Below are 25,492 nucleotides of genomic sequence, written 5' to 3'. Positions count from 1 at the left end.
GAGATCCACCGCAAACCCGGCTACGACCCGGTCGAGCTGTTCATGGACCCCCACGACCCCTACGTCAAGGTCAAGGCGGCCACCGCCCTGGCCCGCAAGAAGCTCGGCATGCGCTACCGCATGGCGGTCGTGCCCCTGGATGCCTCACCTATTCGAGGCAGCCACGGCCGCCTCCCCACGAGCGACGACGACGGTCCGCTCCTCATCTGCTCCACCCCCCGCGCTGTCGGAGACCGCGTAGCGGCCACCGACGTGAAACAACTGCTGCTCCGGCTGGCCGGACTCGGCTGAACGCACCACCCGGCAACGCCGCCGAACTCCGACTACTGAGAGTGAAACACACGGCACTGACAACGGCCCGCCCCAGCCGCATCGGCGCAGGCCACGACCCAGAAGGCAGGCACGCGTGACCCTGTTCTCAGACCCATCCGGCACCCGAGCCACCACGGCACCGTCCGCCGACGGCCCGGACGACGGCCTGCGCCGCACCCTCGGCGTGGACCGGCGCCGCTTCCTCAGTACCTGCACCGCCGTCGCCGCCGGCGCGGTCGCGGCACCCGTCTTCGGCGCCGCACCCGCCCTCGCCCACGACCGGGACGGAGACCGCGACCGCGACCGCGATCACGGGCACGGACGCGGACACGTCCTCGTCCCGGCGGACAAGCGCGGCATCATCCTCTACACCGTCCGCGACGCCACCGCCCGCGACCCGCTCGCCAGTGACCTGCCCTCCGGTTTCCGCGAGGTCTTCAAGCAGCTCGCCCGCCACGGCTACCGCCAGGTCGAGTTCGCGGGCTATCGCCAGCACGCCAACGCGCCCGGGGGCGCCGACCTGGAGTCCGTCGCGGGCGCGAAGCTGCTGCGCTCCTGGCTGGACGACTACGGACTGCGGGCGCAGGGCAACCACGGCTTCATCCCGCCGTCCTGGCCGCTGACCACTGCGGACAAGGACACCTTCAAGAAGCACCTGGAGATCGCCAACATCATCGGCATGGACCACATGGGCACCGGCGGCGACCCCACCGGCAGCTCCTACCGCGCCGACTGGGACGTGGCCGCCGACAAGTGGAACGCGCTCGGTGAGATCGCCCGCCGCGAGGGCATCAAGCTCTACACCCACAACCACGACAGCGCCTACGGCTTCCTGCTCGACGGCGGCCCGCTGGACGACCAGGGTCGCCCGACCCGCAGCTCGGGCATCCGGAAGCTCGAGTACTTCCTGAAGGTCACCGATCCGAGGCTCGTCTGGCTGGAGATGGACATCTTCTGGGCGCACGTCGCCCAGTACAAGTTCCACACCTACACCGCCCACGACGGTTCCACCCGGAAGAGCGTCTTCGACCCGGCCGGTCTCGTCGCCCGCCACAACAAGCGCTACCCGCTGTTCCACGCCAAGGACGGAGTGGTCAGCACGACCAACGGCATGGGTTACGACATGGTGCCCTTCGGAACGGGCGTCATCGACTACACGACGTTCTTCTCGCGGGTCGGCCAGCGGAACTACCACAACCCGATGGTCGAGGACGACAACTCCCCGAGCGCCACCGACCCGGCGCAGTCGCTGCGCGAGGCCAAGATCAGTTACGACAACCTGGCGGCCCTGCGCAAGCGCCGTCGCTGATCCGGAACACGGACCGGGCGGCCCTCCCGCGTGCTGGGGGAGGCGCCGCCCGGTCCGTGCGAGGAAGCTCCGTCAGGTCATCCCTCACCCAGTGGCCGGGGATTGGGCGTGACGCGCTTGTTCTTCGGGCGGCCCGGAGGCCGCAGAAACAGTGCCATGAAGCCGGCGAAGAGCGAGATGCAGCCCGCCAGGGTGAAGGCGCCGCTGTAGCCCCAGGCGGCGACGACCACGGAGCCCATGCCCGCGCCCAGGCCGGAGACGAGCTTGGAGCTGTAGACCATTCCGTAGTTCGTGGCGTTGTTGTTCTCGCCGAAGTAGTCCGCCGTCAGTGCCGCGAACATCGGGAAGATGGCGCCGCCGCCGAAGCCGGAGACGGCGGAGAAGACCAGGAACAGCGGCAGGTTCTTGATCTCGGCCGACCAGATGATGCCGAACTGGGCGAGGCCCAGGATCGCGCACACGTAGAGCAGGCACTGCTTGCGGCCGTAGAGGTCGGAGAGCCAGCCGATGACCCCGCGTCCGGTGCCGTTGACGATCGCCTTCAACGACATCGCGGTGGCCACGATGCCGGCCGCGAAGCCCGCCTCCTCACCGATGTCGACCTGGAAGGCGATACCGAAGATGTTCACGCCGGAGGTGCAGGCGAGACAGAACCACATCAGCGCCACCCGGCCGGTCCTCCACGCCTCCATCGGGGAGTACTGCTTGACGGCCGGGGGGTTCTTCTCCAGCGAACGCCGGGCCCGCGGGTCGGCCGGCGGGTTCAGCGGGTCGACGGCGGCCGGCCACCAGTTCTTCGGCGGGTCCCGGAAGTAGAAGCCGGCGATCGCCACCGTCGCGGCGAGGAAGACACCGGCCGAGACCAGTACCCAGCGGAAATTGGAGGTGTCCATGTAGCCGTGGAAGATGAAGACGAACGGCACCGAGCCGTAGGCGAAACCGCCGTTGACGAAGCCGGTCTTGCCGCCCCTGCGCTCCGGATACCACTTGCCGACCATGTTGACGCAGGTCGCGTACACCATGCCCGCGCCCATGCCGCTGAACACGCCGAACCCGATGAAGGCGAGCGTGACATGCGGCGCGAACGCCAACGACAGATAGCCGAGCAGCGTGCCCGCCGATCCGAGCATCATCGCCCAACGTGCCGGCAGTTTGCCGCTCTCACGCAGCCGCCCCGCCGGAAAGGCCACCGCGGCCTGGCAGAACACCCAGGCGGTCATCATCCAGTAGATGCTGCCGCTGGACCAGTGGTGGGCCTCGTGGAGCGTGTCCTCGGCGGACGCGAACGCGTATTCCGCCGAGCTGATGCCCATCATGCCGATCCACGGCAGGATGACCATCCACTTGCGCTTGCGGCCCATGATGTCGATGTCGGTCTCACCGACGCGGTAGACGCGTCCGTTCGCGTCGGTCACCTCTCGGTACGAAGCCGAGGTCCGCAGGTCGGTCGTTGTCATGTCGTCTCGCACCCCTTGCGTTCGAAAGATCTGGCCAGCGCCCCCTGTCCATTTCCTTTCGTGCGCGCGCGGGTCCTGGGACCGGCCGACGCGCACCGTCGGCCGGTCCCGTGCTCCCTCAGCTCATGAACCGCCCCCCGACAATCCGGCGGACCGGGCCCACCGGTACTTGGCACCGAGGACGGCCACCGGCTTCTCGGTCGTGTAGGGGTACGCCACGACCCCGTGCTCGAAGAGGTACTGGCACGCCTCCTCCACCTCCACGTCGCCCGCGAGGGAGGCCACCACGGGCTTCTCGATCCCGCGCGCGCGGAACTCGGCCACCACGCGCGCGGTGAGTTCGGCGAACACCATGGGAGGCGTGACGACGGTGTGCCAGTAGCCGAGAACCAGCGCGTGGATGCGCGGATCCTCCATGCCGAGCCGGATCGTCGCCTCGTACGTCGACGGCGGCTCGCCCCCGGTGATGTCGACCGGGTTGCCCGCCGCGCCGAACGGCGGGATGAACGCGCGGAACGCCGCGTCCAGGTCCGGCGGTATCTCCATCAGCGACAGCCCGTTGTCCGTCACCGCGTCGGAGAGCAGCACCCCGCTGCCGCCGGCACCGGTGATGATCACCACGTTGTCGCCCTTCGGGACGGGCAGCACCGGCAACGCGCGCGCGTACTCCAGCATCTCGTTGAGCCCGGGCGCCCGGATGACGCCGGCCTGCCTGAGGATGTCGTCGTAGACGGCGTCGTCCCCGGCGAGCGCCCCGGTGTGCGAGCCCGCGGCCTTCGCGCCCGCCGCCGTACGCCCCGCCTTGAGCACCACGACCGGTTTCCTCGGCACGGTCGCCCGCGCGGCCTCCACGAAGGCGCGCCCGTCCTTGAGGTCCTCCAGGTGCATCGCCACGCACTCGGTGTGCGGGTCCTCGGCGAACCAGGTCAGCAGGTCGTCCTCGTCCAGGTCCGATTTGTTGCCGAGGCCGACGATCGCCGACACGCCGGTCTTCGTGGTCCGGGCGAAGCCCAGGATCGCCATGCCGATGCCGCCCGACTGCGAGGTCAGCGCGACGCCGCCCTTCACGTCGTACGGCGTGCAGAACGTGGCGCACAGGTCCTGCCAGGTCGAGTAGTAGCCGTAGATGTTCGGTCCCAGCAGTCGGATGCCGTACCGCTCGGCGACCGCCACGATCTGCTCCTGGAGGACGTGTTCACCGGTCTCCGCGAACCCGGAGGGGATCAGGACGGCGTTGGGTATCTTCTTGCGCCCCACCTCCTCCAGCGCCGTCGCCACGAACCGCGCGGGGATCGCGAAGACCGCCACATCCACCTCACCGGGAACGTCGGTGACACTCTTGTACGCCTTGCGGCCCAAGATGTCATCGGCCTTGGGGTTCACCGGGTGGATCTCGCCCGCGAAGCCGCCGTCGACGAGGTTGCGCATCACCGAGTTGCCGATCTTCCCGGACTCGCCCGACGCGCCGATCACGGCGACCGACCCGGGCTGCATCAGGCGGCGCATCGAGGTGAGGATCTCCTCGCGCGTGTACCGACGGCGCTCCCTGGGGGTGTCGGTCGCCAGGATCACCCGGATGTCGGCCGCGACCGCCCCCTCGGGTGTGGCGATCACCGGGTTGAGGTCCACCTCGGAGATCTCGGGGAAGTCCGCGACGAGTTCGGAGACCCGGCGGATCTGCTCGGCCAGGGCCCACCGGTCCACACCGGCCCGTCCGCGTACCCCGCGCAGCACCTCCGCGGCCCGGATCGAGTCCAGCATGGACAGCGCTTCGTCGGCGGCCACGGGCGCGAGGCGGAAGGTGACGTCCTTGAGTACCTCGACCAGCACCCCGCCCAGCCCGAACGCCACCACCTTCCCGAACGTCGGATCGGTCACCGCGCCGACGATGACCTCCTGCCCCTCGGGCACCAGCTCCTGCACCTGCACGCCCTCGATGCGCGCCGAGGCGTCGTACGCGCGCGCGTTGTCGACGATCCGGCAGAACGCGGCCCGCACGGCCGCCGCGCCCTCCACCCCCACGACCACGCCGCCGGCGTCGGTCTTGTGCAGGATGTCCGGCGACACGATCTTCATCACGACCGGCCCGCCGAGGCGTGCCGCGCAGGCCACCGCCTCGTCCACGTCCCGTGCCAGCTCCTCGCCGGGTACGGCGATCCCGTAGGCGTCGGCGAGGATCTTTCCCTCGGGAGCGGTCAGGGCGGTGCGCCCGTCGGCCCGCGCGGAGTCCAGCAGCCGGCGCACCCTCTGTGCGCGGTCCTCGGCCATCACCTCAGATCACCCCGTTCGACTTGAGCAGGCGCAGCTCCTCGTCGCCGAGGCCCAGCTCGCCGACGTAGACCTCTTCGTTGTGCTGGCCGAGCAGCGGGGAGCTGGTGACCTCCACCGGCGAGTCGGAGAGCTTGAGCGGACTGCCGACCGTCACGAACTCGCCCCGCTCGGGGTGCGGCACGGTGACGATCATCTCGTTGGCCGCCAGCGAACGGTCCTCGATGATCTCCTTGGTGGAAAGGATCGGCCCGCACGGGATGTTGTGGGCGTTCAGCCGCTCCAGCACCTGCCACTTGGCAAGGGTGGAGGACCACTCCTCGATCAGCTGGAACATCTTGTTGAGCTTCGGCAGCCGCGCCTGGGGCGTCGCCCACTCGGGGTCGTCGGCCAGCTCGGGCCGGCCGATCAGCTCGCTCAGCGGCTGCCAGCCCACCGGCTGGACGATCACGTACACGTAGTCGTTCGGGCCGCCCGGCGCGCACTTGACCGCCCAGCCGGGCTGCCCTCCACCGGACGCGTTCCCGGACCTGGGAACCTCCTCGCCGAAGTCCTCGTTGGGATATTCGGCGAGTGGACCATGGGTCAGGCGCTGCTGGTCGCGCAGCTTCACCCGACAGAGGTTGAGCACCGCGTGCTGCATGGCCACGTTCACCCGCTGACCGCGTCCGGTGTGCTCCCGCTGGTACAGCGCGGCGAGGATGCCCGCCACGGCGTGGACGCCCGTGCCCGAGTCCCCGATCTGGGCCCCCGTCGCCAGCGGCGGTCCGTCCTCGAAACCGGTGGTGGACATCGATCCGCCCATGGCCTGCGCGACGACCTCGTACGCCTTGAAGTTGGTGTACGGGCCGTCGCCGAACCCCTTGACGGAGGCGTAGACGATCCGTGGATTGATGTCCTTGACGCGGTCCCAGGTGAACCCCATCCGGTCGACCGCGCCCGGCCCGAAGTTCTCGACCATGACGTCCGAACGCCGGATCAGCTCGGTGAGGATCTCCTTGCCCCGCTCGGTCTTGGTGTTGAGGGTGATGCTCCGCTTGTTGCAGTTGAGCATCGTGAAGTAGAGGGAGTCGACGTCCGGCAGATCGCGCAACTGCCCCCGCGTGATGTCCCCGCTCGGCGCCTCCAGTTTGACGACGTCCGCACCGAGCCAGGCGAGCAGCTGGGTCGCCGAGGGACCGGACTGCACATGCGTCATGTCCAGGACCCGGATGCCCTCAAGAGCCTTGGCTGTCATGGGCGATCACCTCACTTGTACATCGTCTGGTTCATGGTTCCGGGGGCGTACGCGTCCGGGTCGACCCAGACGTTGACCAGGGACGGTTTGCCGGACTCGCGGGCGCGACGCAGGGCCGGCCCGATGTCGGCGGGGTCGCGGACCTCCTCGCCGTGGCCGCCCAGCATCCGCGCGAACCGGTCATAGGGCACGTCACCGAGGGTGTTGCCGACCCTCTCGCGCTCCTTGCCGTACTTCGCGGCCTGGCCGTAGCGGATCTGGTTCATGGAGGAGTTGTTGCCGACGATGCCGACGAAGGGGAGGTCGTAGCGGACGAGGGTCTCGAAGTCCCAGCCGGTGAGGGAGAAGGCGCCGTCCCCGAAGAGCGCGACGACCTCCTTGTCGGGCCGCGCCTGCTTGGCCGCGAGCACGAAGGGGACACCGACGCCGAGCGTGCCGAGCGGACCCGGGTCCATCCAGTGACCCGGTGACTTGGGCTGCACGACCTGCCCGGAGAAGGTGACGATGTCGCCGCCGTCGCCGATGTAGACCGAGTCCTCGGTGAGGAAGTCGTTGATCTCGCTGACCAGCCGGTACGGGTGGATGGGAGAGGCGTCCGACCTCAGCTGCGGCAGCCGCTTGTCCAGCGCGGTCTGCTCTGCCGCGCGCAGCTCGTCCAGCCACTCCTTGCGCTTCGACGCGCCCCCGTTGACCCGTCCCGACGCCGCCTCGGTCACCGACTTCAACACGAGGCCGGCGTCGCCGACGATGCCGAGGTCGATGTCGCGGTTCTTGCCGACGGTGCGGTAGTCGAGGTCGATCTGCACGACGGTCGCGTCGGGGGAGAGTCGCTTGCCGTAGCCCATGCGGAAGTCGAAGGGCGTACCGACGATGACGATGACGTCGGCGTTGGAGAAGGCGTACCGGCGCGACAGCTGGAAGTGGTGCGGGTCGCCGGGCGGCAGGGTGCCGCGTCCGGCGCCGTTCATGTACGCCGGGATGTCGAGCGTGCGGACGAGCTCGACGGCGGCCTCCGTCGCGCGCGTCGTCCACACCTGGCTGCCGAGCAGGACGGCCGGCTTCTCGGCGTGCACCAGCAGGTCGGCCAGTCGCTCGACGGCCTCGGGGTCGCCGCCGGAGCGGGTCGAGGCACGGTAGGCCCCCGCCTTCGGCACCCGCGCCCTGTCCGTCGCCACCTTGGCGTCCAGCACGTCGCGCGGGATTTCCAGGAACGAGGGGCCGGGCGCGCCGTGGTAGCACTCGCGGAACGCCATCGACACCATGTCCGCGGCCCGCGCGGTGTCCGGCACGGTCGCCGCGAACTTGGTGATCGGCGTCATCATGTCGACGTGCGGCAGGTCCTGGAGGGATCCCATCTTGTGTTGGGTGTGCGCGCCCTGACCACCGATCAGCAGCATCGGGGACTCGGCGCGGAAGGCGTTGGCGACACCGGTGACTGCGTCGGTCGTACCCGGTCCGGCGGTGACCACCGCGCAGCCGGGCTTGCCGGTGATGCGGGCGTAGCCGTCGGCGGCGTGCGCGGCGACCTGCTCGTGGCGTACGTCGACGACCTCGATGCCCTCGTCGACGCAACCGTCGTAGATGTCGATGATGTGGCCGCCGCACAGGGTGTATATGCGGTCGACCCCCTCGGCCTTGAGTGCCTTGGCGACGAGGTGACCGCCGGAGATGACGTCCTGGGTGTCGTCGGGCATGGCGAAGTCCTGTCCCTTCACGAGGGGTTGGGGCGTCTCGCGTAGATTGCATACAGTCGACGAATACTGTATGAAGCTTGTTATCCCGCATCCGGTGGGTGGTGTCCAGGGGGCGTGCGGCACTTTCAGTCAGGAGCCGGAATGGACCTGTACGAACACCAGGCAAGGGAACTCTTCGAGAAGCACGGCATACCGGTACCGAGGGCCGAGGTCACCGCCTCGCCCGAACGCGCCCGCGAGATCGCCCGCGCACTCGGCGGACGCGCCGTGGTCAAGGCGCAGGTGAAGACCGGCGGGCGGGGCAAGGCGGGCGGAGTGCGACTCGTCGCCGACCCGGCCGCCGCCGAGGAAGCCGCCCGGCAGATCCTCGGCATGGACATCAAGGGCCACCCGGTCGGCACGGTCATGCTCGCCGAACAGGTCGACATCGAGCGCGAGTTCTACGTCTCCTACGTCCTGGACCGCGCCGCCGGCCACTTCCTCGCCGTCGCCAGTGCCGAGGGCGGCATGGAGATAGAGGAAGTCGCGGCCGAGCGGCCCGAGGCCGTCGCGCGCATCCCCGTCGACCCGGCCGTGGGGGTGACCACGGCCACGGCGGTACGCATCGCGGACGCCGCGGGCCTGCCCCCGCAGACCGTCGACACCCTGGTACGGCTGTGGCAGGTACTGGTCCGCGAGGACGCTCTGCTGGTGGAGGTGAACCCGCTGGTCCGGACGGCCGACGGGAGGACGGTGGCACTCGACGGCAAGGTCACCCTCGACGACAACGCCCTCTTCCGCCAGGCGCGCTGGGGGGACGAACGGGTGGCCTCCGCCGACCCGCTGGAGGCCCGGGCCGCGGCCAAGGGCCTCAACTACGTCAAGCTCGACGGCGAGGTCGGTGTCGTCGGCAACGGCGCCGGACTGGTCATGTCGACGCTCGACGTGGTCGCCGGCTGCGGCGCCCGCCCCGCGAACTTCCTCGACATCGGCGGCGGCGCCTCCGCACGCGTCATGGCAGACGGGCTGGCGGTCGTCCTCTCCGACCCCGCCGTGAAGTCCGTCCTGGTCAACGTCTTCGGCGGCATCACCGCCTGCGACGCGGTCGCCGACGGCATCGTCCGGGCCCTGGGGGAGGTCCGGCCTACCAAACCGATCGTCGTGCGCCTCGACGGCAACAACGCCGCGCGCGGCCGGGCCGTCCTCGCCGCCCACGCGCATCCGCTGGTCGAACAGGCCATCACCATGGACGGCGCAGCCCGCCGTGCCGCCCGACTCGCCACCGCGGCGTGAGGAGACGAACCGACATGGCGATCCATCTCACCAAGGAGAGCAGGGTCCTCGTCCAGGGCATGACCGGAGCCGAGGGCATGCGGCACACCCGACGCATGCTGGCCGCCGGCACCGATGTGGTCGGCGGCGTCAACCCGCGCAAGGCCGGCCGCACCGTGACCTTCGACGAACGGGCCGTACCCGTGTTCGGATCGGTGCACGAAGGGATGGAGCACACCGGCGCGGACGTCACCGTGGTCTTCGTCCCTCCCGCCTTCGCGAAGACCGCGGTCGTCGAGGCCGCCGACGCGGGCATCGGCCTCGCCGTCGTCATCACCGAGGGCATCCCCGTCCACGACTCCGTCGCCTTCACCGCGTACGCCAGGACCAGAGGCACCCGGGTCATCGGCCCCAACTGCCCCGGCCTGATCAGCCCAGGCCAGTCCAACGCCGGGATCATCCCGCCCGACATCACCAAACCCGGCCCCATCGGCCTGGTCTCCAAGTCGGGCACGCTCACCTACCAGCTCATGCACGAACTGCGCGACACCGGCTTCTCCACCTGCGTCGGCATCGGCGGCGACCCGGTCACGGGCACCACCCACACCGACTGCCTCGCCGCCTTCCAGGACGACCCCGACACCGAACTGATCGTCCTCATCGGCGAGATCGGCGGCGACGCCGAGGAACGCGCCGCGGCCTACATCCGCGACCACGTCACCAAGCCGGTCGTCGGCTACGTCGCCGGATTCACCGCACCCGAGGGGCGGACCATGGGACACGCCGGCGCCATCGTCTCCGGGGCCTCGGGGACCGCCCGGGCCAAGAAGGAGGCGCTGGAGGCGGCCGGCGTACGCGTCGGCTCCACCCCCACCGAGACCGCACGGCACGTCCTCGCCGTACTCGACGGCGAGACCGGGGACGGAGTCCGCGCATGACGACACGACGCACCGGCACGACGGCCGACGCCGAGGGCCCCGCCGCCCTCACCCTCAAGTCCGGCACCTCCTGGGCCGACGCCTGGCAGCGCTGCCTCACCGTCGCCCCCGAGGCGTTCCGGGACGACCGCGTCCTCAACCTCTGGGACGCCGCGTGGCAGGCCGACGGCCGGGTCCTGCCCGCCACCAGCCCCGTCGACGGCACGCCGGTCGCCGGCCCACCCCGGCTGGACCGGGCCACGGCCCACCGAGCCGTACGCGCCTCGCTCGACCAGCACCGCTCCTGGCGCCACGTCCCCCTGCCCGAACGCCGCGCCCGCGTCGCCGCCGCCCTCGACTCCCTCGCCCACCACCGCGAACTCCTCGCGCTGCTGCTCGTCCGGGAGATCGGCAAGCCCTGGCGGCTCGCGCAGGCCGACGTCGACCGGGCGGTGGACGGCGTGCGCTGGTACGCCGACGGCATCGACACCATGCTCGACGGGCGGGCCCCGCTGGACGGCCCGGTCTCCAACATCGCGAGCTGGAACTACCCGATGAGCGTGCTCGTTCACGCATTGCTGGTACAGGCCCTGGCGGGCAACGCGGTCATCGCCAAGACCCCGACCGACGGCGGTGTCGCCTGCCTCACCCTGGCCTGCGCACTCGCCGCCCGCGAGGGCATCCCCGTCACCCTCGTCAGCGGCAGCGGCGGCGAGCTGTCCCAGGCGCTGGTCCGGGCGCCCGAGATCGGCTGCGTCTCCTTCGTCGGCGGCCGGGACACCGGCGCCGCCGTCGCCACGGCCGTCGCCGACCTCGGCAAACGGCACATCCTCGAACAGGAAGGACTCAACACCTGGGGCATCTGGAACTTCACGGACTGGGACACGCTCACCGCGGTCATCCCCAAGCTCTTCGACTACGGCAAGCAACGCTGCACCGCCTACCCGCGCTTCGTCGTCCAGCGGCAGTCGTTCGACGCGTTCCTCGCCGCCTACCTTCCGGCGGTCCGCACACTGCGCATCGGTCACCCGCTCGCCGTGGCGGCACCGGACGACCCGTACCCGGAGCTGGACTTCGGACCGGTGATCAACGCGGCCAAGGCCAAGGAGCTGCGGGACCAGGTCGCCGAGGCCGTCGACCGCGGCGCCGTACCCCTGCACCGCGGCAGCGCGGCCGACGCACGGTTCCTGCCCGGCCAGGACACCTCCGCCTACGTCCAGCCGGTCACCCTCCTGAACCCGCCCCGGTCCTCACCGCTGCACCACGCCGAACCGTTCGGCCCGGTCGACACCGTCGTCCTCGTCGACACCGAGGCCGAGCTGCTCGCCGCGATGAACGCCTCCAACGGCGCGCTGGTCGCCACGCTCTCCACGGACGACCGGGCGACGTACGACAGGCTGGCGCCGCAGATCCGCGCGTTCAAGGTCGGTCACGGCGTGCCCCGCTCCCGGGGCGACCGCGACGAGCTGTTCGGCGGACACGGCGGGTCCTGGCGCGGCGCCTTCGTCGGCGGCGAGCTGCTGGTGCGCGCCGTCACGAAGGGCCCGGCCGGGGAGCGGCTGCCGGGGAACTTCCCGGACCACCACCTCATGCCGTGACGGCCACCTCACCCGTCCGTGCGGACGTCCGCCGGTCAGCCGATGCCCTGCCGGTCCGGTGACAGGGCGAAGGCCCGGTCCGCCGGCGTCGGCGCGACCCGCTCGACGGCCTGCCGCAGCAGCTCGCGGTGGCGCCGCAGCGGTTCGCGCCGCTCCGGCGGGGCGAGCAGCAGCAGGTCGTCGAGACCGGCCAGTATCCGCCGCGTGACCTGCGGAGCCCCCGCGGTGCAGGCCCGCACCTCGGCGAAACCGAGGTCCACCAGCTCCGTCCAGCCCGGCACGGGCTGCACCAGCCGGACGGCGCCGCGCCGGTCCCGGTGCACGGCGGCGTCCAGCGGCCGGGGGGAGAGGGCGGCCAGGATCTGCACGATCCGGTCCAGGGCCTGGACGGCGGTCGTGGGGTCGTTGACCGCGCTGGACAGGGCCCGCAGCGCGATGTCCGACAGCTGGCGCAGCCCGAGCCCGAGGTCCTGGTGGAAGGCGCGCTCCACCCCCACGCTCAGGGCGTACCGCAGCACCCGGCGCGGTGGCGCCTGCCCGCCGTGCACCGCCAGGACCGGAGTCCCGGGCACCAGGAAGTCACCGGTGCGGGGGACCAGCCGCAGCACCACCCCGTGCTTGCGGGCCACCCTCACCAAGCGTGCGATGTGCACGTCCCGCAGCACACCCGCCTGCCCGTCGTGGGCGACCCACGCGGTCACCGGCCCGAGACCCGGCACCCGCCCGCCGTCCGCCGCGGCCGGCATCAGCGCCGCCACCCGGAAGGACTCCGCGGCGATTCGGGCGATCACATGACTGACCCGCATCAGACGCAGCGTCCCGTTCACGTACATCACGAACAACAGCAGACTCAGTGCGACCATGACGAGCGTGAGCACCGACTGCACCAGCGGGACGGAGGTCGTCACCCGGGGATCGGAGGTGCTGTCGTAGCTGGTCAGGACGAGCAGCGTCAGCACGAAGGTGGCGAGGAAGACGGCGAAGGTCGCCTTCGTGATCCGGCTGCGCACGAAGAGCCGCACCACCCGCGGGGTGAACTGCCCGCTCGCCATCTGCACGGCTACCAGCGAGATGCTGAACACCACACCGATGAACGTCATCATCGCCGAGCCGACCGCGGACACCACCGTCTTCGCGTCGTCCGCGAACCGCAGCAGCTCGGCGACCGTCCCGTAGTCACCGTCGTCCTGCAACGACCGGACGAGAGCGGCGTCGAGCTCCTGGGCCACCAGCCACACCACGAAGACGCCCACCATGGCCGCGGTGGGCGCGAACCAGAACGTGTCCCGCAGATGCTCCCTGAGCGGCGACAACGCGCGCGGCCGACGACGCGGAAGCGGGCTCCGGGTAACCGTCCAGTCACTCATGGTGCGACCTTAGGCGCAGTGGGGCCGTCGGCCCCGGACCGGCACTCAGGGGAAGGAAACGCAGGTGAAAGGCACTGCGAAACCTTGGTATGGTTGTCCATGTCGCCGCGAGGGGAAGACCGCGCAGGCGGCAGACACCTAGTCCGGGTGGCGGAATGGCAGACGCGCTAGCTTGAGGTGCTAGTGCCCTTTATCGGGCGTGGGGGTTCAAGTCCCCCCTCGGACACAGAGCGGGTCGAGCGAGATGCCGGCCGGGAGAGATCCCGGTCGGCATCTCGCGTTGTGCGCGCGGCGACGTACGGTGGCGTACCGAAAATGCGCTGCGGAGTCCCTCCCGGCTTCCCTACACTCACTACGACATCGAGATCGAGTGAGGGGAGCCGGGCCGTGCGTATCCGCACCGCTGCCGTCGTTCCCCCGTCCCGGTACGAGGTGATCCTCGTGTCTCCGGCGGTCCGGTGTCCGCAGCGCGGCCGGCACCGGAAGCCCGCGACGAGCAGCTGACGGACAACGAGCAACGAGCGACCGCTCCCGCCGGGGTGCGGCGAGCTCTCAGCTCGTTCCGTCCTCCCCCCGGGAATCGCGCCGCCCCGCTCACACACCAGCGAAAGGCCACGGGCCGTGCGCACCGTCACCAACCCCCTCACCGCCGTCCGCAACCTGGGCATCCTCGCCCACGTCGATGCCGGCAAGACCACCGTCACCGAGCGGATCCTCTACACCACCGGCACCACCCACAAGCGCGGCGAGGTCCACGAAGGCACGACCGTCACGGACTTCGACCCGCAGGAGCGCGACCGCGGCATCACCATCTTCGCCGCGGCCGTCAGCTGCTCCTGGGACGGCCACCGGATCAACCTGATCGACACCCCGGGGCACGTCGACTTCGCCGACGAGGTCGAGCGCTCCCTGCGCGTGCTGGACGGCGCGGTCGCCGTGTTCGACGCCGTCGCGGGCGTGGAGCCGCAGAGCGAGTCCGTGTGGCGGCAGGCCGACCGGCACGGGGTGTCGAGGATCGCGTTCGTCAACAAGATGGACCGCGCCGGCGCCGACCTCGACACCGCGGTCGACTCGATCCGGGAGCGCCTGCACCCGGTGCCTCTGGTCGTGCAACTGCCGATCGGTGCCAAGGACGCCTTCACCGGCGTCGTCGACCTGCTGCGCATGCGCGCCCTGGTGTGGACGGACGGAGCGGAGACCGCCGAGGAGGGCCCGGTGCCCGACGTCCTTCGGGAGGAGGCGGCCCGCAGGCGGCGACTGCTGGAGGAGGCGGTGGCGGAACGGCACCCGGCCGCGCTGGAGGAGTTCTGCGACCGGGAGACGCTCAGCGCGGCCACCCTCGCCGGCGCCCTGCGCGACCTGACCCGCGCCGGCGACGGCGTGGTGGTGCTGTGCGGCTCGGCCTACCGCAACCGCGGTGTCGAACCGCTGCTGGACGCCGTGGTGGCGTACCTGCCCTCGCCGCTGGACGTTCCGGCGGTGCGCGGCACCCACGACGGCACGGAGCAGGAACGGCCCGCCGACCCGGCGGCGCCGATGGCGGCACTGGCGTTCAAGGTGAACGCCACCCCGACGGGACGGCTGACGTACCTGCGGGTGTACTCGGGCACGATCGAGAAGGGAGACACCGTGCGGGACACGGGCACCGGACGCACCGAGCGCGTCGGCCGCCTCCTGCGGGTACGGGCCGACCGCCACGACCCGCTGGAACGCGCGGTGGCCGGGGACATCGTCGCGGTGGTCGGGCTGAAGACCGCCCGCGCCGGTTCCACCCTGTGCGCGCCGGGCGCCCCGCTCGTCCTGGAACCTCCGGGCGTCGCCGAGCCGGTCGTGCACGTCGCGGTGGAGGCCCGGCGCGCCACCGACACGGACCGGCTGGCCTCGGCGCTGGCACGGCTGACCGAGGAGGACCCCTCGCTGGCCGTCCGGACCGACCCGGGAACCGGGCAGACCGTCCTGTCGGGCTTGGGTGAACTGCACCTGGAGGTCGCGGTGGAGCGGGTGCGCCGCGAGCACGGTCTGGAGGTCACCGTCGGACGGCCGGGCGTGGCGTACCGCGAGACGGTCGGCGAGGGCGTGACCGGCTTCGCGTACCGGCATGTCAAGCAGGACGGTGGGTCCGGTCAGTTCGCGCACGTCGTCCTGGACGTGGAGCCGTGGACGGAGGGCGGTTTCGAGTTCCGTTCCACGGTGGTCGGCGGGCGCGTGCCCCAGGAGTTCGTGCGAGCCGTCGAGGCGGGCTGCAGGGACGCCCTGGCCGAGGGTCCCCTCGGCGGGCATCCGGTGACCGGCCTCCGGGTCACGCTCACCGACGGCCAGACCCATGTGAAGGACTCCTCGGACACGGCCTTCCGCACCGCCGGCCGGTTCGGTCTACGCGACGCCCTGCGCGTCTCGAAGATGGTCCTGCTGGAACCGGTCGTCGAGGTCACGGTCACCGTGCCCGAGGACGCGGTCGGCGGCGTGCTGGGCGACCTCGCCGCCCGCCGCGGCCGGGTCACCGGCTCCGACACGCGGAGCGGCGCGGCGGTCGTCACGGTCACCGTGCCGCTGGCCGAACTGTTCGGCTACGCGACCCGGCTGCGCAGCCGCACCCAAGGCCGCGGCACGTTCACGGCCCGGCCGACCGGCTACGCGCCGGCGCCGGCCGTGGTGCGGGCGCGGTAGGGCACGGGGGGCTGCCTCCGCCCATTCCCGGGCGGGGGCAGCCCCGGCCCAGCTCAGGAGCCCTGTACCAGCGTCGACGCCACGGTCGGCGAGCCCGACGCGGACGAGCCCGTGTGGTGCGCGCGTCCGCGCCGGGGCCGGACGCCCGGTCGACCGTCCGGGTGGCCGACCTCAGCGCCGGGCCAGTGCCAGCACGCTCAGGCCGAACATCAGTACCCCCAGGGGCAGATGGACCGACGGCACGTGTGCGATGCCGACCACCACCTGGACGGACGCGAGCACGAGGAAGCCTGCCGCGTGCCACACGGGCCGGGACGAGCCGCCACCCGGCTTCCACGCCAGCACCGCGGCCAGCACGTAGAGCATCGAAGCCCCGTACATCACGCGGGCGCCCACGTCGTGCAGGGTCGCGCCGTACGACGAGGTCAGCAGCAGGCCCGCGGAGACCGCCTGGAAGAAGATGGCCAGGGTCTGCGCAGCGATCGCGATCCGCAGGAAGGAGGAGCCGCGCCCTGCGTTCGCCGTCGCCGTCACCTGAGTGGCCATGACACGTCTCCTTTTCCGCCCGTGGGCAGTGGATCGATAAGGTCTCACCGGTTCGACGACGCGGACCCGCGAGAGGTAAGGCGAGGGGGCGGTCGGTAGCATGGGAACGGTCGGGAGCGGTGTACGGGGAGCGGCCGACGAGCGACGCCGGCTCATCAACGTCGCCTACCGGTTGCTGGGTTCTGTGACCGAGGCCGAGGACGCCGTCCAGGACGCCTACGCGCGCTGGTACGCGCTGCCGCCGGGGCGGCGGGACCGGATCCTGTCTCCCGGTGCCTGGCTGACGACGGTGACCAGCCGGGTCTGCCTGGACCTGCTCGGCTCGGCGCGGGCCCGTCGTGAGCGTTACGTCGGGGCGTGGCTGCCCGAGCCGCTGCCCGACCGCACCGAGTGGGACCACCCGGGCGGCGCCGACCTGGCGCTCGCCGCGGACCCCGCCGACCAGATCGTCACGGACGAGTCGGTGACCATGGCCTTCCTCGTCGTCCTGGAGTCGATGACGCCGGCCGAGCGGGTGGCGTTCGTCCTGCACGACGTCTTCCGGTACCCGTTCGCCGAGATCGCCGACGTCCTCGGCCGCTCCCCGGCGGCCTGCAAGCAACTGGCGGCTTCCGCCCGGCGGCGGGTGCGCGAGGCACGGAGTCCGGTGACGGCTACCGGACAGGTCGACGTCGTGCGGCACGTCAAGGAGGCCTGGGAGAGCAGGGACATCGCGGCACTGGTCGGGCTCCTCGACCCGGCGGCCGTGATGACGGCCGACGGCGGCGGGCTGGCCGGCACCGCGCTGCGCCCGATCGAGGGGGGCGCGCACATCGCCCGGTACATGGTGGGCATCGCTGACCGGGCTCCCGGACTGGAACTGCTCGAACGGTCGGTCAACGGGCTGCCGGGTCTGGTGGCCCGGCGCGCGGGCGCTGTGACGACCGTCGCCGCGTTCGATGCCACCGGCGGGCACGTCAACCGGATCTGGGTGGTGCGCAACCCGGAGAAGCTGCGCTCGTGGGCGGGCTAGGACCCCGCGGGCCCGTGGGACCACCACAGCCCTGGCCCACCCCGGCACGCGCCCGTCACATGCCCGTCAGAAGCGCCTCCAGCGCAACCGACGTCGCGGAGTGACGGCTCGTCAGCAAAGCCTCCGGCGACTGGGTGCCGCCGGTCCGCGCCGCCCACTCCCCGTCGCAGCCGAGCAGCTCCGCCACCGCGTCGCAGGTCGCCGGATGGGCGGCCAGCAGCTCGACTCCCGACCGCGCAGCTCCGACCGGGACCCCGGGGCGCGCCCAGCCCTCGGTGCAGCCCAGCAGGTCGGCCACCGCGTCGCAGGTAGCCGGGTGCGCCGGAAGCAGCTCCGCCCCCCGGCGGCCGGCGTCCGCCCGCACGGCCCCGGACGTCGCCACGGGCGCCCGCCACGGCGGCACCCACGTGTCCAGTGCCTCCAGTCGGCCCGGGAAGATCCGCCCGGCCTCGCGGATCAGCAGCGGGGCGAGATCCGCGGCGCCGGACCGCAGGGTCGTGATCAGCAGCGGCAGCCACGGCAGCAGCACCGGGTCCGGCAGCCGCCCGAACGCGTTCGACACCGCCTCCACGACCACGTCCGCCAGCCCCGGCACGGGCTCCAGCGCGTGGACGAAGCCGCTGAGGTAGCGCGGATAGGAGGGCACCACCAGGGGGTTGTCCAGCAGCTCGTCGCAGCGGGCCCGCAGCTCGGCCCGCGACAGCGTGCCCAGCTGCACCTGCGCCGCCCACAGCAGGGCCGTCTTGGACGGGTCCTCGGGATGCGACTGGGCGACCGCCAGCTCCAGCTGCGCCCGGTCGCAGCCCAGCGACAGGGCAAGGCCCTCCATGCTGAACAGGAAGCCCAGCATCGCCGCGACCTGCCCGACCGTCGCGTCCTCGTCCCGGAACGCCGTCGGCAGCAGCGTGCAGTAGTGCGCGTACCCGGTCCTGACGAACGACTCGATCCACGCCGGCAGCACCGGCTCGCTGGTCCGGTAGTACGCCAGCAAGGCCCGCACCCGCCGCAGCACCTCCGGGGCGCCGTCGACGCTGCGTTCGGTGGCGAGCACCTTCAGCGCGTGGGTGCCGAGCTCGTCGGCGAGGCGCCGGCTGCCCAGGTACAGGGTCGCGTCCTCCACGGCGGCCAGCACGGTCGCCGTCGTCGCCCGCGGCCCGTAGGCGTCACGTCGCAGCCGCTGCTCCAGGACCTGCTCGATGCTGACGCCCTCGTAGCCCAGCTCGATGAGCGCCCGCTGGTGGGTGCCGAGCGCCACGTCCCAGGACTCCTGGATGGACCGCTCGCCCAGCTTCCGCTCGCCCATGATCGGCCGCGCCGCACCGTGCGGCATCAGGCGCCGCAGCATCCACAGCACATCGGAACACGCCTGAAGCTCCGGCCGCGACGCCATGTCGAGCAGCGCCCGCTGCACACCGCGCTGCTGGAGCTTCAGCCCGAGCGGCGCCAGCCGGTCGTGCACGTCGCGGGCGAGCGGCGGCAGCGCCTCGTAGCCGACCTGGCCGATCCGGTCGCCGCCCATCATGATCTCGACGAGCCGCCGCACGTCTCGCCGCCCGGGGACGACGTCCTTCTCGATGCAGGTGACCGCCGCGTCCTGGAAGTCGTACGGCGTCGGCTTGGCCCGGTCCCGCATGCCGGCGAGCAGGATCGACGTCTCGAAGACCGCGATGGCGTCGGCGGTGGAGGCGAGGTAGCCGGCCCGCCGGGCGGCGCGCACGATGTCCACGGACCAGCCGAGCAGTTCCGCCTCGTCCAGTGTGTCGATCACGGGTGGCCGCTGGAGGAACCCGGACAGCCGGTCCCCGGCGGCGGGGTCCGCCGCCGGGACGGAGGAGACGTGCGCCTGCTGAGCCGTCGCGGCCTTCTTCGCGGGGCGCTTCTTCCCACCCGTCTGACCCGCCAGCCGGTACGGCTGGACACGGGTGCGCTTGAGGCTCTTCGCCCACTCCGTCGCCGCGATCGACACCGAACCGGCCGCGAGGCCGAACTGCGCCTCGATCGCCGCGTGACTCGACGGGATCAGCCCGTACTGCCAGGTGGTGCCGGAACGCGGCGAGACGGTGAACGTGTCGCTGCCGTCCACCCCGAACTCCGCCACCCGGCTGGCCGCGTGGAAGGCCCCGCACACGTACAGCGCGTCCGCCGGATCGGTCCCGGTCGCGCCCATGTGCTCACGCATCCGGGTCCACATGTACCGCTCGCGGTCCTCGTCCACCCGGACCCGGGCCCCGTCACCGGGGGCGAGTCGCCGGAAGAGGCTGCCGATGAGGAACATGACCTGGCGGTAGGTGTCGTGGTCGGCCGCGCCGTCACCGAGCGGCACCTCGACGTACTGGTGCCACCACTCCGACCAGTGCCGCACCTTGCCGTGGCGCAGCAGGTGCTCCTCCAGCTCGGCGAAGCGCGGGCGCAGGTCGCCGATCCCGACGCCGACGGCCTCGCCGTGCAGCGCGGCCTCGGGCTCCTCCGGGGCCTCGCCGTCCTCGGCTCCCCTCTCACCCCTGCTGTCCCACTGGAAGACGTGGTCCGCCGACCGGTCGACGAGGACCAGATCCACCCCCGGGGTGTCGAGGGCGTACGCGATCGCCTGGTACTCGGCGGACGCCTCGGTGATCGGCGCGACGACCGACAACGGCGCCCACTCCTGGGGGAAGCCGTCGACGTCACCGGCGAACGCCTGCACCGCCACCGGCAGCCGGCAGTTGCGCAGCTCGGTCAGCAGCGGCGCCATGTCCTCGCACAGCTCCAGGTACACCACCTTGGGCTGCTTCTCCCGCAGCCGGCGGGCCATGGCGGTCGCCGAGGCGGGGGAGTGGTGGCAGACGGGAAATATCTCCAGCGGCTCGCGCACCGCGCGGTCGACGTCGTCGACCAGCCCGAGGAGGATGCCCTCCAGCGCGTCCGGCCCGCCCGCGAACGCCGCCGCGGCCTCCTGCAACTGCCCGCGGAGCGCCGCGAACGACGTGCTCTCCTGGGGCCCGCTCATGACAGCGTGGCGATCGCGTCGCGGCCGCCCTCCAGGAACTCGGGCCAGGAGCCGCCCTCCTCCTTGCTGCGTGGCTCGACGACGCCGTGCAGGTACTTGTTGAGGATGGCCAGGTCCTCGGGCTCGCGGCGGGTGAGGGAACCGACGAGGGAGGAGGCGAGTGTACGGGCGGTCAGCGCGCGCTCGCCGAAGAAGTTGCTGTGCAGGACGGCGTCCTCCAGCACGCCGATCTGCTCGGCGGTGGACAGCGCGGACTCCAGCTTCTCGTCGTCGCTGCCGGCCGCGGCGGCGGAGGCACGCAGGTCGGCGAAGCTCTGGAGGAGCACGTCGAGGAGGGTCGGCGGCACGTCCAGGTCGATGGAGTGCCGGCGCAGCAGTTCCTCGGTGCGGAAGCGGACGATCTCCGCCTCGCTCTTCTTGTTCGTCACGACCGGTATGCGCACGAAATTGAATCGGCGCTTGAGCGCGGACGACAGGTCGTTGACGCCTCGGTCGCGGCTGTTGGCCGTGGCGATGATCGAGAAGCCGGGCTTGGCGAAGACGATGTTGTCGTCACCGCTGCCGCTCTCCAGTTCGGGTACGGAAATGTACTTCTCGGAGAGGATCGAGATCAGCGCGTCCTGGACGTCACTGGTCGACCGAGTCAGTTCCTCGAAGCGGCCGATGGAACCGGCCTCCATCGCGGTCATGATCGGCGAGGGGATCATCGACTCGCGCGACTGTCCCTTGGCGATGACCATGGAGACGTTCCAGGAGTACTTGATGTGGTCCTCGGTGGTGCCGGCCGTGCCCTGCACCACCAGCGTGGAGTTGCGACTGATCGCGGCGGACAGCAGCTCGGCCAGCCAGCTCTTGCCGGTACCGGGGTCGCCGATGAGCAGCAGCCCGCGGTCGGAGGCGAGGGTGACGATCGACCGCTCCACGAAACTGCGGTCACCGAACCACTTCTGCGAGACGTCCCGGTCCAGGCCGTCGGCGCGTTCCGAGCCCAGGATGAACAGACGGACCATCTTCGGCGACAGGCGCCACGAGAACGGCTTGGGGTTGTCGTCGATCGACTCCAGCCAGTCGAGTTCCTCGGCGTACTTGATCTCGGCGGGCGCGCGCAGCAGGTCGGACATGAGGGAAGGCCTTTCCGTACGGTGATCACTACGAGACGAAGGAGATGTACTCGGTGATCAGGTGAGAAACGTCTTGAGCTCGTGCACGAGCTTCTTGATGTGACCGGAGATCACCGGCGCGCCCAGGTCCTTGAACCGCTCCCGGAACCACGGGTTGACGCTGCCGCGCCCGGAGCTGGTCACCGACCCGACCGGGATGAACTTCGCGCCGGAGCGGTGGACGGCGGCCATGCTGTCGAACAGCTCCTGGTGCCGCCACTCGTAGAAGTCGGAGATCCACACCACGACGGTGTTGCGCGGCTCGGCGATCTTCGGCTGGGCGAGCGCCATGGCGACGGTGCCGTCGGTGCCGCCCCCGAGCTTGGTGCGCAGCAGCGTCTCGAACGGGTCGTGCGCCCACGGCGTGAGATCCAGCGCCTGCGTGTCGTACGCGATCAGGTGGACGTCCACCTTCGGCAGCCCGGCGAAGATCGACGCCAGGATGGTGCAGTTGACCATCGAGTCGACCATCGACCCCGACTGGTCCACGACGACGATGAGCCGCTGGGGCGTCGTCTTGCGGCTGGTGTGCCGGTAGTAGAGCCGGTCGACGTAGAGCCGCTCCTCCTCCGGGCTCCAGTTGGTGAGGTTCTTCCAGATGGTGCGGTCGATGTCGAGGTTGCGGAAGACCCGCTTGGGCGGCACGGACCGGTCCAGCTCGCCGACCGTGGACTTTTCGACCTGAGTGCGCAGCACCTCGGTGACCTCGTCGACGTAACGCCGGATCAGCGCCTTGGCGTTGCTGAGGGCCACCCCGGACAGGTTGTCCTTGTCGCGCAGCAACTGCTCGATCAACGACATGCTCGGCGTCAGCCGCGCGGCCAGCGCGGGATCGGCCAGCACCTCACGCAGGTGCATGCGCTTGACGAGACCCGCCTCGATGGAGCCGAGCTCCGGACCGATCGCGGGAATCAGACGGCTGAGGTCGGGCGCGGGCCCGCCGACACCGGTGCCCGTCGGGCTGACACCGGTACCGCCCGCGGCACCCGCCCGTCCCGCGCCGCCCCGTCCGCCCCGCAGCTCGCCGGGCCGGCAGCCGAGGGCCCGCTCGAGCCACTCGGCGTCGGACTGCCAGCGGGTCAGTTGCTCGGCGGTGACCGTGCCGGGGCCGGAGGCGAAGACGTTCAGCAGCACCTTCGACGCCAGCGCCGCGCGCCGCACCTCGGCGGCCCGGTCACGCCCGCCCTCCTCCTCCGTCTCGGGCGTCATCAACCCGTCGAACTCGGCCGCGAGCTCGGGATGCCGCTGCACGACGGAGCCGACGGACGCCCTCGGGTCGAGCAGGGCGGACGGCAGACCGATGTCCTCGACGACGGCGAGACTCGCCGACTCCAGGGCGGGCTGCTCCTCGTGGTCGAAGAGCCGGGCGAGCAGGCGCCAGTAGAGCACCTGCCGACGGTTGTCGTCCAGGTCGGGGACGCCGGCCGCGGCGTCCGCGCCCGCTCCGTGTTCGCCAGTTCGGTGGGTCATTTCCGCAGCAGCTTCCCCGCGCGTTCGCGCAGCACCTTGACGGCGTCGGTGGCGGCCTTCTCGGCCCGGACCCCCGCCTTGTCGGTCGTACCCCCGGCCCAGGCCCCGGCGTGCACGGCGACGGCCTTCTTCCGCACGGTCCGCTCGACGGCGAGCGGCTGGAGCAGGAACGCCCCGGCGTCCCAGCGCAGCAGCCCGAGGCAGGCCCCGGACGAGGCCACCACCTCCAGCGTCAGCGGCCCGGCGGCCGGCACCCGGCCGGCGTCGACCCCGATACGGCACCCGGCGACCTCGAACACGAGCCCGCCGTCCCCTTCGGCTTCCTCCACGCCGTACCCCTCCAGCAGGACGGGCACCGCGATCCGGGCCGGATGCCGGTCGAGCGGCGACACGGCGGACGCGGCGGCGGCCGGCAACGCCACCCGGGCGGTGACGAACGCGTCGGCGGGCTCACCCGACCGGGCGCGGGCGTCGTCCCATATCAGGTCACCCTCGGCGGTGGCCGGCATCGCGTCCAGCTCCATGGAGCGGCCTTCGCCCACGGCTCCCAGCAGGGACATGTGCGGCCGCAGCAACTGCCACAGACCGGCCCCGACGACCGTGTCGGGCTTGGGCGCGGACACCGAGGCCCGCACCAGCCGCGACGCACCCCCGTCCGACGGCTCGAACACCGCGTGCACCTGCGCCTGAACTGCGGTGGCGTGCTCCTGGACGTCGACGCCGAGCGGCAGCAGACGGCCGGTCACCTCACCGACCGCGGGCGCGGAGCCCGCCCCGGGCAGCGTCAGCAACAGGGCCCGCGACCACAGATCCGCCCAGCGACGCACCGGCACCCGCTCCAGGGACGCCCCGGGACAGGACGCGGCCAGCTCGGCGGCGAACCCGTCGAGGAGCGTCGCGAGCCGACGCAGCGCCGGGTCGGGCAGCATCGCGGAGACCACGGACGCGGCCCCGCCGACCAGGTCGTGATCGATGCCCTGCCAGCCGGCCCTCGCCAGATCACACAGCCAACTGCGGGCGGCGGCACACAGGTTCGCCGCGTGCTCGTCACCGGCGACCGGGCCCCCGGCGGCATCGGCTGCCGCCGGCCTGCCGATGGCCTCCTCCACCCGTGCGGTGAGTGCGTCGTGCACGGACCCGAGCAACGCCGTACGGGCGGCGGCGAGCGCGACGAAGTGTCCCTCGTCACCGGCCCCGGCGGCCGTCTTGTCGGCGGCCTCGGCGACCCGTGAGGCGAGCGGCGTCCCCGCGACGGCGTCGGCGAGCCCGGCCAGCCCCCCGGCCTGGCCGGGCTGCGGACGCAGCAGTCCACCCACGAGAGCGGCGTCGAAACCGTCCACGGCGGCCAGGGCCTCGTCGAGCCCGTCCACGGCGTCGACAAGCAGATCGGCACGCATCAGGCCGCCACCGCCCCGGTCGTCGGGAACCACTGCATCTCCGGCAACGGACCAGTGCTCGCCGGAAGTTCGAGATAGGCGAGATGCCGCAGGAACCGACTGAACACCTGCGCCGCCGCGGAACCGTCGCCCGGCCCGGGCCGCGAGCCCGTCATGACGGACGTGAGGGCGTGAGCGTCGGCGGCGCCCTCGGCGTCGACCTTCAGATACCGACCCACCCGCTCGGCCCCGTACTGCAGCACCGCCTCACCGACGAGCGCCCGGATGTGATTGCAGAACGAGCCGCGCGCCCCGCCGCACGGACGGTTGTTGTTGGTACTGCACGCATACGCGTACGATCCCGCAGCGACCGACGACACGTACACGCGCCCGATGTCCGAACCGCTGGACACCACACCCTGCAACCGCCCGTCGGCCAACTCGACGAACGGCACCTTGGCGAGCTTCCTCGGCCGCGCGGACGGCACCACCCGCGCCGTGCTCGACTTCTCCCGGACCGACAACGCACCATCTCCCATGCATGCGAAGGGGGAGTTCACGCCACCTCGGCGGAACGAGATCGAATCTATCGGCGACCACTGACAACAAGGTCCCCGACGGACGCCGGGAGGCCGGCCTCGTAGCCTGACGACCATGGCCGACCCCTACACACTCCAGCTCACGCTCAACCTGCCCGACTCCCTCCCGAGCGAGGAAGTGGACATGCTCCGCCGGCACCTGGGCCAGGAGAGCGGCCCGTACGGCGGGGACGCGTACGACTACCCGCTCTTGAACGCCCTAGTACTCCAGTTAGAAATCGTTGCCTGAGCTGGTTCTTCTTCGGTAGTGGCAGTGGCGGGCGGTC

Annotated in this window: 18 protein-coding genes, 1 tRNA gene and 1 pseudogene; 9 read left to right on the top strand and 11 right to left on the bottom strand. The window is 71.5% G+C overall.

The window, feature by feature from the left end:
• Together IE142_RS33840 and IE142_RS33835 are read left to right on the top strand one after the other, a co-directional pair.
• Nucleotides 1-291: pseudogene (locus IE142_RS33840) on the top strand (alkaline phosphatase family protein); the annotation flags it as partial.
• A gap of 115 nt (nt 292-406) precedes the next feature.
• Nucleotides 407-1,621: a sugar phosphate isomerase/epimerase family protein gene (locus IE142_RS33835; RefSeq protein WP_191889278.1), complete on the top strand. Its 1,215-nt coding sequence runs from the start codon at nt 407-409 to the stop codon at nt 1,619-1,621.
• 77 nt (nt 1,622-1,698) lie between these two features.
• Here the strand turns inward: IE142_RS33835 and IE142_RS33830 are convergent, their stop codons facing one another.
• From IE142_RS33830 to IE142_RS33815, 4 genes are all read right to left on the bottom strand, one after another.
• Complete coding sequence (locus tag IE142_RS33830) at nt 1,699-3,078, bottom strand: OFA family MFS transporter (RefSeq protein ID WP_191889277.1); 1,380 nt, start codon at nt 3,076-3,078, stop codon at nt 1,699-1,701.
• A 123-nt stretch (nt 3,079-3,201) separates the two neighbouring features.
• Nucleotides 3,202-5,346, bottom strand: coding sequence for an acetate--CoA ligase family protein (locus IE142_RS33825; protein ID WP_191889276.1), 2,145 nt, complete (start codon nt 5,344-5,346; stop codon nt 3,202-3,204).
• A 4-nt stretch (nt 5,347-5,350) separates the two neighbouring features.
• Nucleotides 5,351-6,583 (bottom strand): formyl-CoA transferase, encoded by a 1,233-nt coding sequence (frc, locus tag IE142_RS33820; protein ID WP_191889275.1) that lies wholly within the window; start codon nt 6,581-6,583, stop codon nt 5,351-5,353.
• An 11-nt stretch (nt 6,584-6,594) separates the two neighbouring features.
• Complete coding sequence (locus IE142_RS33815; protein WP_191889274.1) at nt 6,595-8,277, bottom strand: thiamine pyrophosphate-binding protein; 1,683 nt, start codon at nt 8,275-8,277, stop codon at nt 6,595-6,597.
• A 141-nt stretch (nt 8,278-8,418) separates the two neighbouring features.
• Here IE142_RS33815 and sucC point away from each other — a divergent pair, with 141 nt between their 5' ends.
• Genes sucC through IE142_RS33800 form a run of 3 tightly spaced genes read left to right on the top strand, consistent with a single transcriptional unit; the run spans nt 8,419 to nt 12,043 of the window.
• Nucleotides 8,419-9,549 carry an ADP-forming succinate--CoA ligase subunit beta gene (gene sucC, locus IE142_RS33810; RefSeq protein WP_191889273.1) on the top strand — a complete coding sequence of 377 codons (1,131 nt, stop codon included), beginning with the start codon at nt 8,419-8,421 and terminating at the stop codon, nt 9,547-9,549.
• Nucleotides 9,550-9,563: 14 nt separating this feature from the next.
• Nucleotides 9,564-10,466, top strand: a complete 903-nt coding sequence (gene sucD, locus IE142_RS33805; RefSeq protein ID WP_191889272.1) for a succinate--CoA ligase subunit alpha — start codon at nt 9,564-9,566, stop codon at nt 10,464-10,466.
• Nucleotides 10,463-12,043, top strand: a complete 1,581-nt coding sequence (locus tag IE142_RS33800) for an aldehyde dehydrogenase family protein (RefSeq protein WP_191889271.1) — start codon at nt 10,463-10,465, stop codon at nt 12,041-12,043. The genes sucD and IE142_RS33800 overlap by 4 nt, the downstream gene beginning before the upstream one ends.
• Nucleotides 12,044-12,078: 35 nt before the next feature.
• On the opposite strand, the gene IE142_RS33795 is transcribed toward IE142_RS33800, so the two are convergent.
• The gene (locus IE142_RS33795) at nt 12,079-13,410 is read right to left on the bottom strand and encodes a DUF2254 domain-containing protein (RefSeq protein WP_191889270.1); all 1,332 of its coding nucleotides are present in this window, start codon (nt 13,408-13,410) and stop codon (nt 12,079-12,081) included.
• A gap of 141 nt (nt 13,411-13,551) precedes the next feature.
• Between IE142_RS33795 and IE142_RS33790 the strand changes: the two genes are divergently transcribed.
• Together IE142_RS33790 and fusA are read left to right on the top strand one after the other, a co-directional pair.
• Nucleotides 13,552-13,636: transfer RNA gene (locus IE142_RS33790), tRNA-Leu, on the top strand.
• Nucleotides 13,637-14,031: 395 nt separating this feature from the next.
• Nucleotides 14,032-16,077 carry an elongation factor G gene (gene fusA / locus IE142_RS33785; RefSeq protein ID WP_191889269.1) on the top strand — a complete coding sequence of 682 codons (2,046 nt, stop codon included), beginning with the start codon at nt 14,032-14,034 and terminating at the stop codon, nt 16,075-16,077.
• 171 nt (nt 16,078-16,248) lie between these two features.
• On the opposite strand, the gene IE142_RS33780 is transcribed toward fusA, so the two are convergent.
• A complete protein-coding gene (locus tag IE142_RS33780; RefSeq protein WP_191889268.1) occupies nt 16,249-16,623 on the bottom strand; it encodes a hypothetical protein in 375 nt (124 codons plus the stop codon).
• 100 nt (nt 16,624-16,723) lie between these two features.
• Here IE142_RS33780 and sigJ point away from each other — a divergent pair, with 100 nt between their 5' ends.
• Nucleotides 16,724-17,635 (top strand): RNA polymerase sigma factor SigJ, encoded by a 912-nt coding sequence (gene sigJ, locus IE142_RS33775; protein WP_191889267.1) that lies wholly within the window; start codon nt 16,724-16,726, stop codon nt 17,633-17,635.
• A gap of 55 nt (nt 17,636-17,690) precedes the next feature.
• Here the strand turns inward: sigJ and IE142_RS33770 are convergent, their stop codons facing one another.
• Genes IE142_RS33770 through IE142_RS33750 form a run of 5 tightly spaced genes read right to left on the bottom strand, consistent with a single transcriptional unit; the run spans nt 17,691 to nt 25,166 of the window.
• Nucleotides 17,691-20,621 carry a DUF5682 family protein gene (locus IE142_RS33770; protein ID WP_191889266.1) on the bottom strand — a complete coding sequence of 977 codons (2,931 nt, stop codon included), beginning with the start codon at nt 20,619-20,621 and terminating at the stop codon, nt 17,691-17,693.
• Nucleotides 20,618-21,742: an ATP-binding protein gene (locus IE142_RS33765; protein WP_191889265.1), complete on the bottom strand. Its 1,125-nt coding sequence runs from the start codon at nt 21,740-21,742 to the stop codon at nt 20,618-20,620. The genes IE142_RS33770 and IE142_RS33765 overlap by 4 nt, the downstream gene beginning before the upstream one ends.
• A 57-nt stretch (nt 21,743-21,799) precedes the next feature.
• Nucleotides 21,800-23,251 carry a vWA domain-containing protein gene (locus tag IE142_RS33760; RefSeq protein WP_191889264.1) on the bottom strand — a complete coding sequence of 484 codons (1,452 nt, stop codon included), beginning with the start codon at nt 23,249-23,251 and terminating at the stop codon, nt 21,800-21,802.
• A complete protein-coding gene (locus tag IE142_RS33755) occupies nt 23,248-24,681 on the bottom strand; it encodes a hypothetical protein (protein ID WP_229831153.1) in 1,434 nt (477 codons plus the stop codon). The genes IE142_RS33760 and IE142_RS33755 overlap by 4 nt, the downstream gene beginning before the upstream one ends.
• Nucleotides 24,648-25,166 (bottom strand): hypothetical protein, encoded by a 519-nt coding sequence (locus IE142_RS33750; protein ID WP_191889280.1) that lies wholly within the window; start codon nt 25,164-25,166, stop codon nt 24,648-24,650. Before IE142_RS33750 ends, IE142_RS33755 begins: the two co-directional genes overlap by 34 nt.
• Nucleotides 25,167-25,281: 115 nt before the next feature.
• Between IE142_RS33750 and IE142_RS33745 the strand changes: the two genes are divergently transcribed.
• Nucleotides 25,282-25,455: a hypothetical protein gene (locus IE142_RS33745; RefSeq protein ID WP_191889263.1), complete on the top strand. Its 174-nt coding sequence runs from the start codon at nt 25,282-25,284 to the stop codon at nt 25,453-25,455.
• Nucleotides 25,456-25,492: the final 37 nt, after the last annotated feature.

The sequence above is a fragment of the Streptomyces mutabilis genome, from assembly GCF_014649815.1.
Taxonomy (GTDB): domain Bacteria; phylum Actinomycetota; class Actinomycetes; order Streptomycetales; family Streptomycetaceae; genus Streptomyces; species Streptomyces mutabilis.
This window is presented reverse-complemented; position numbering and strand designations above follow the sequence as displayed.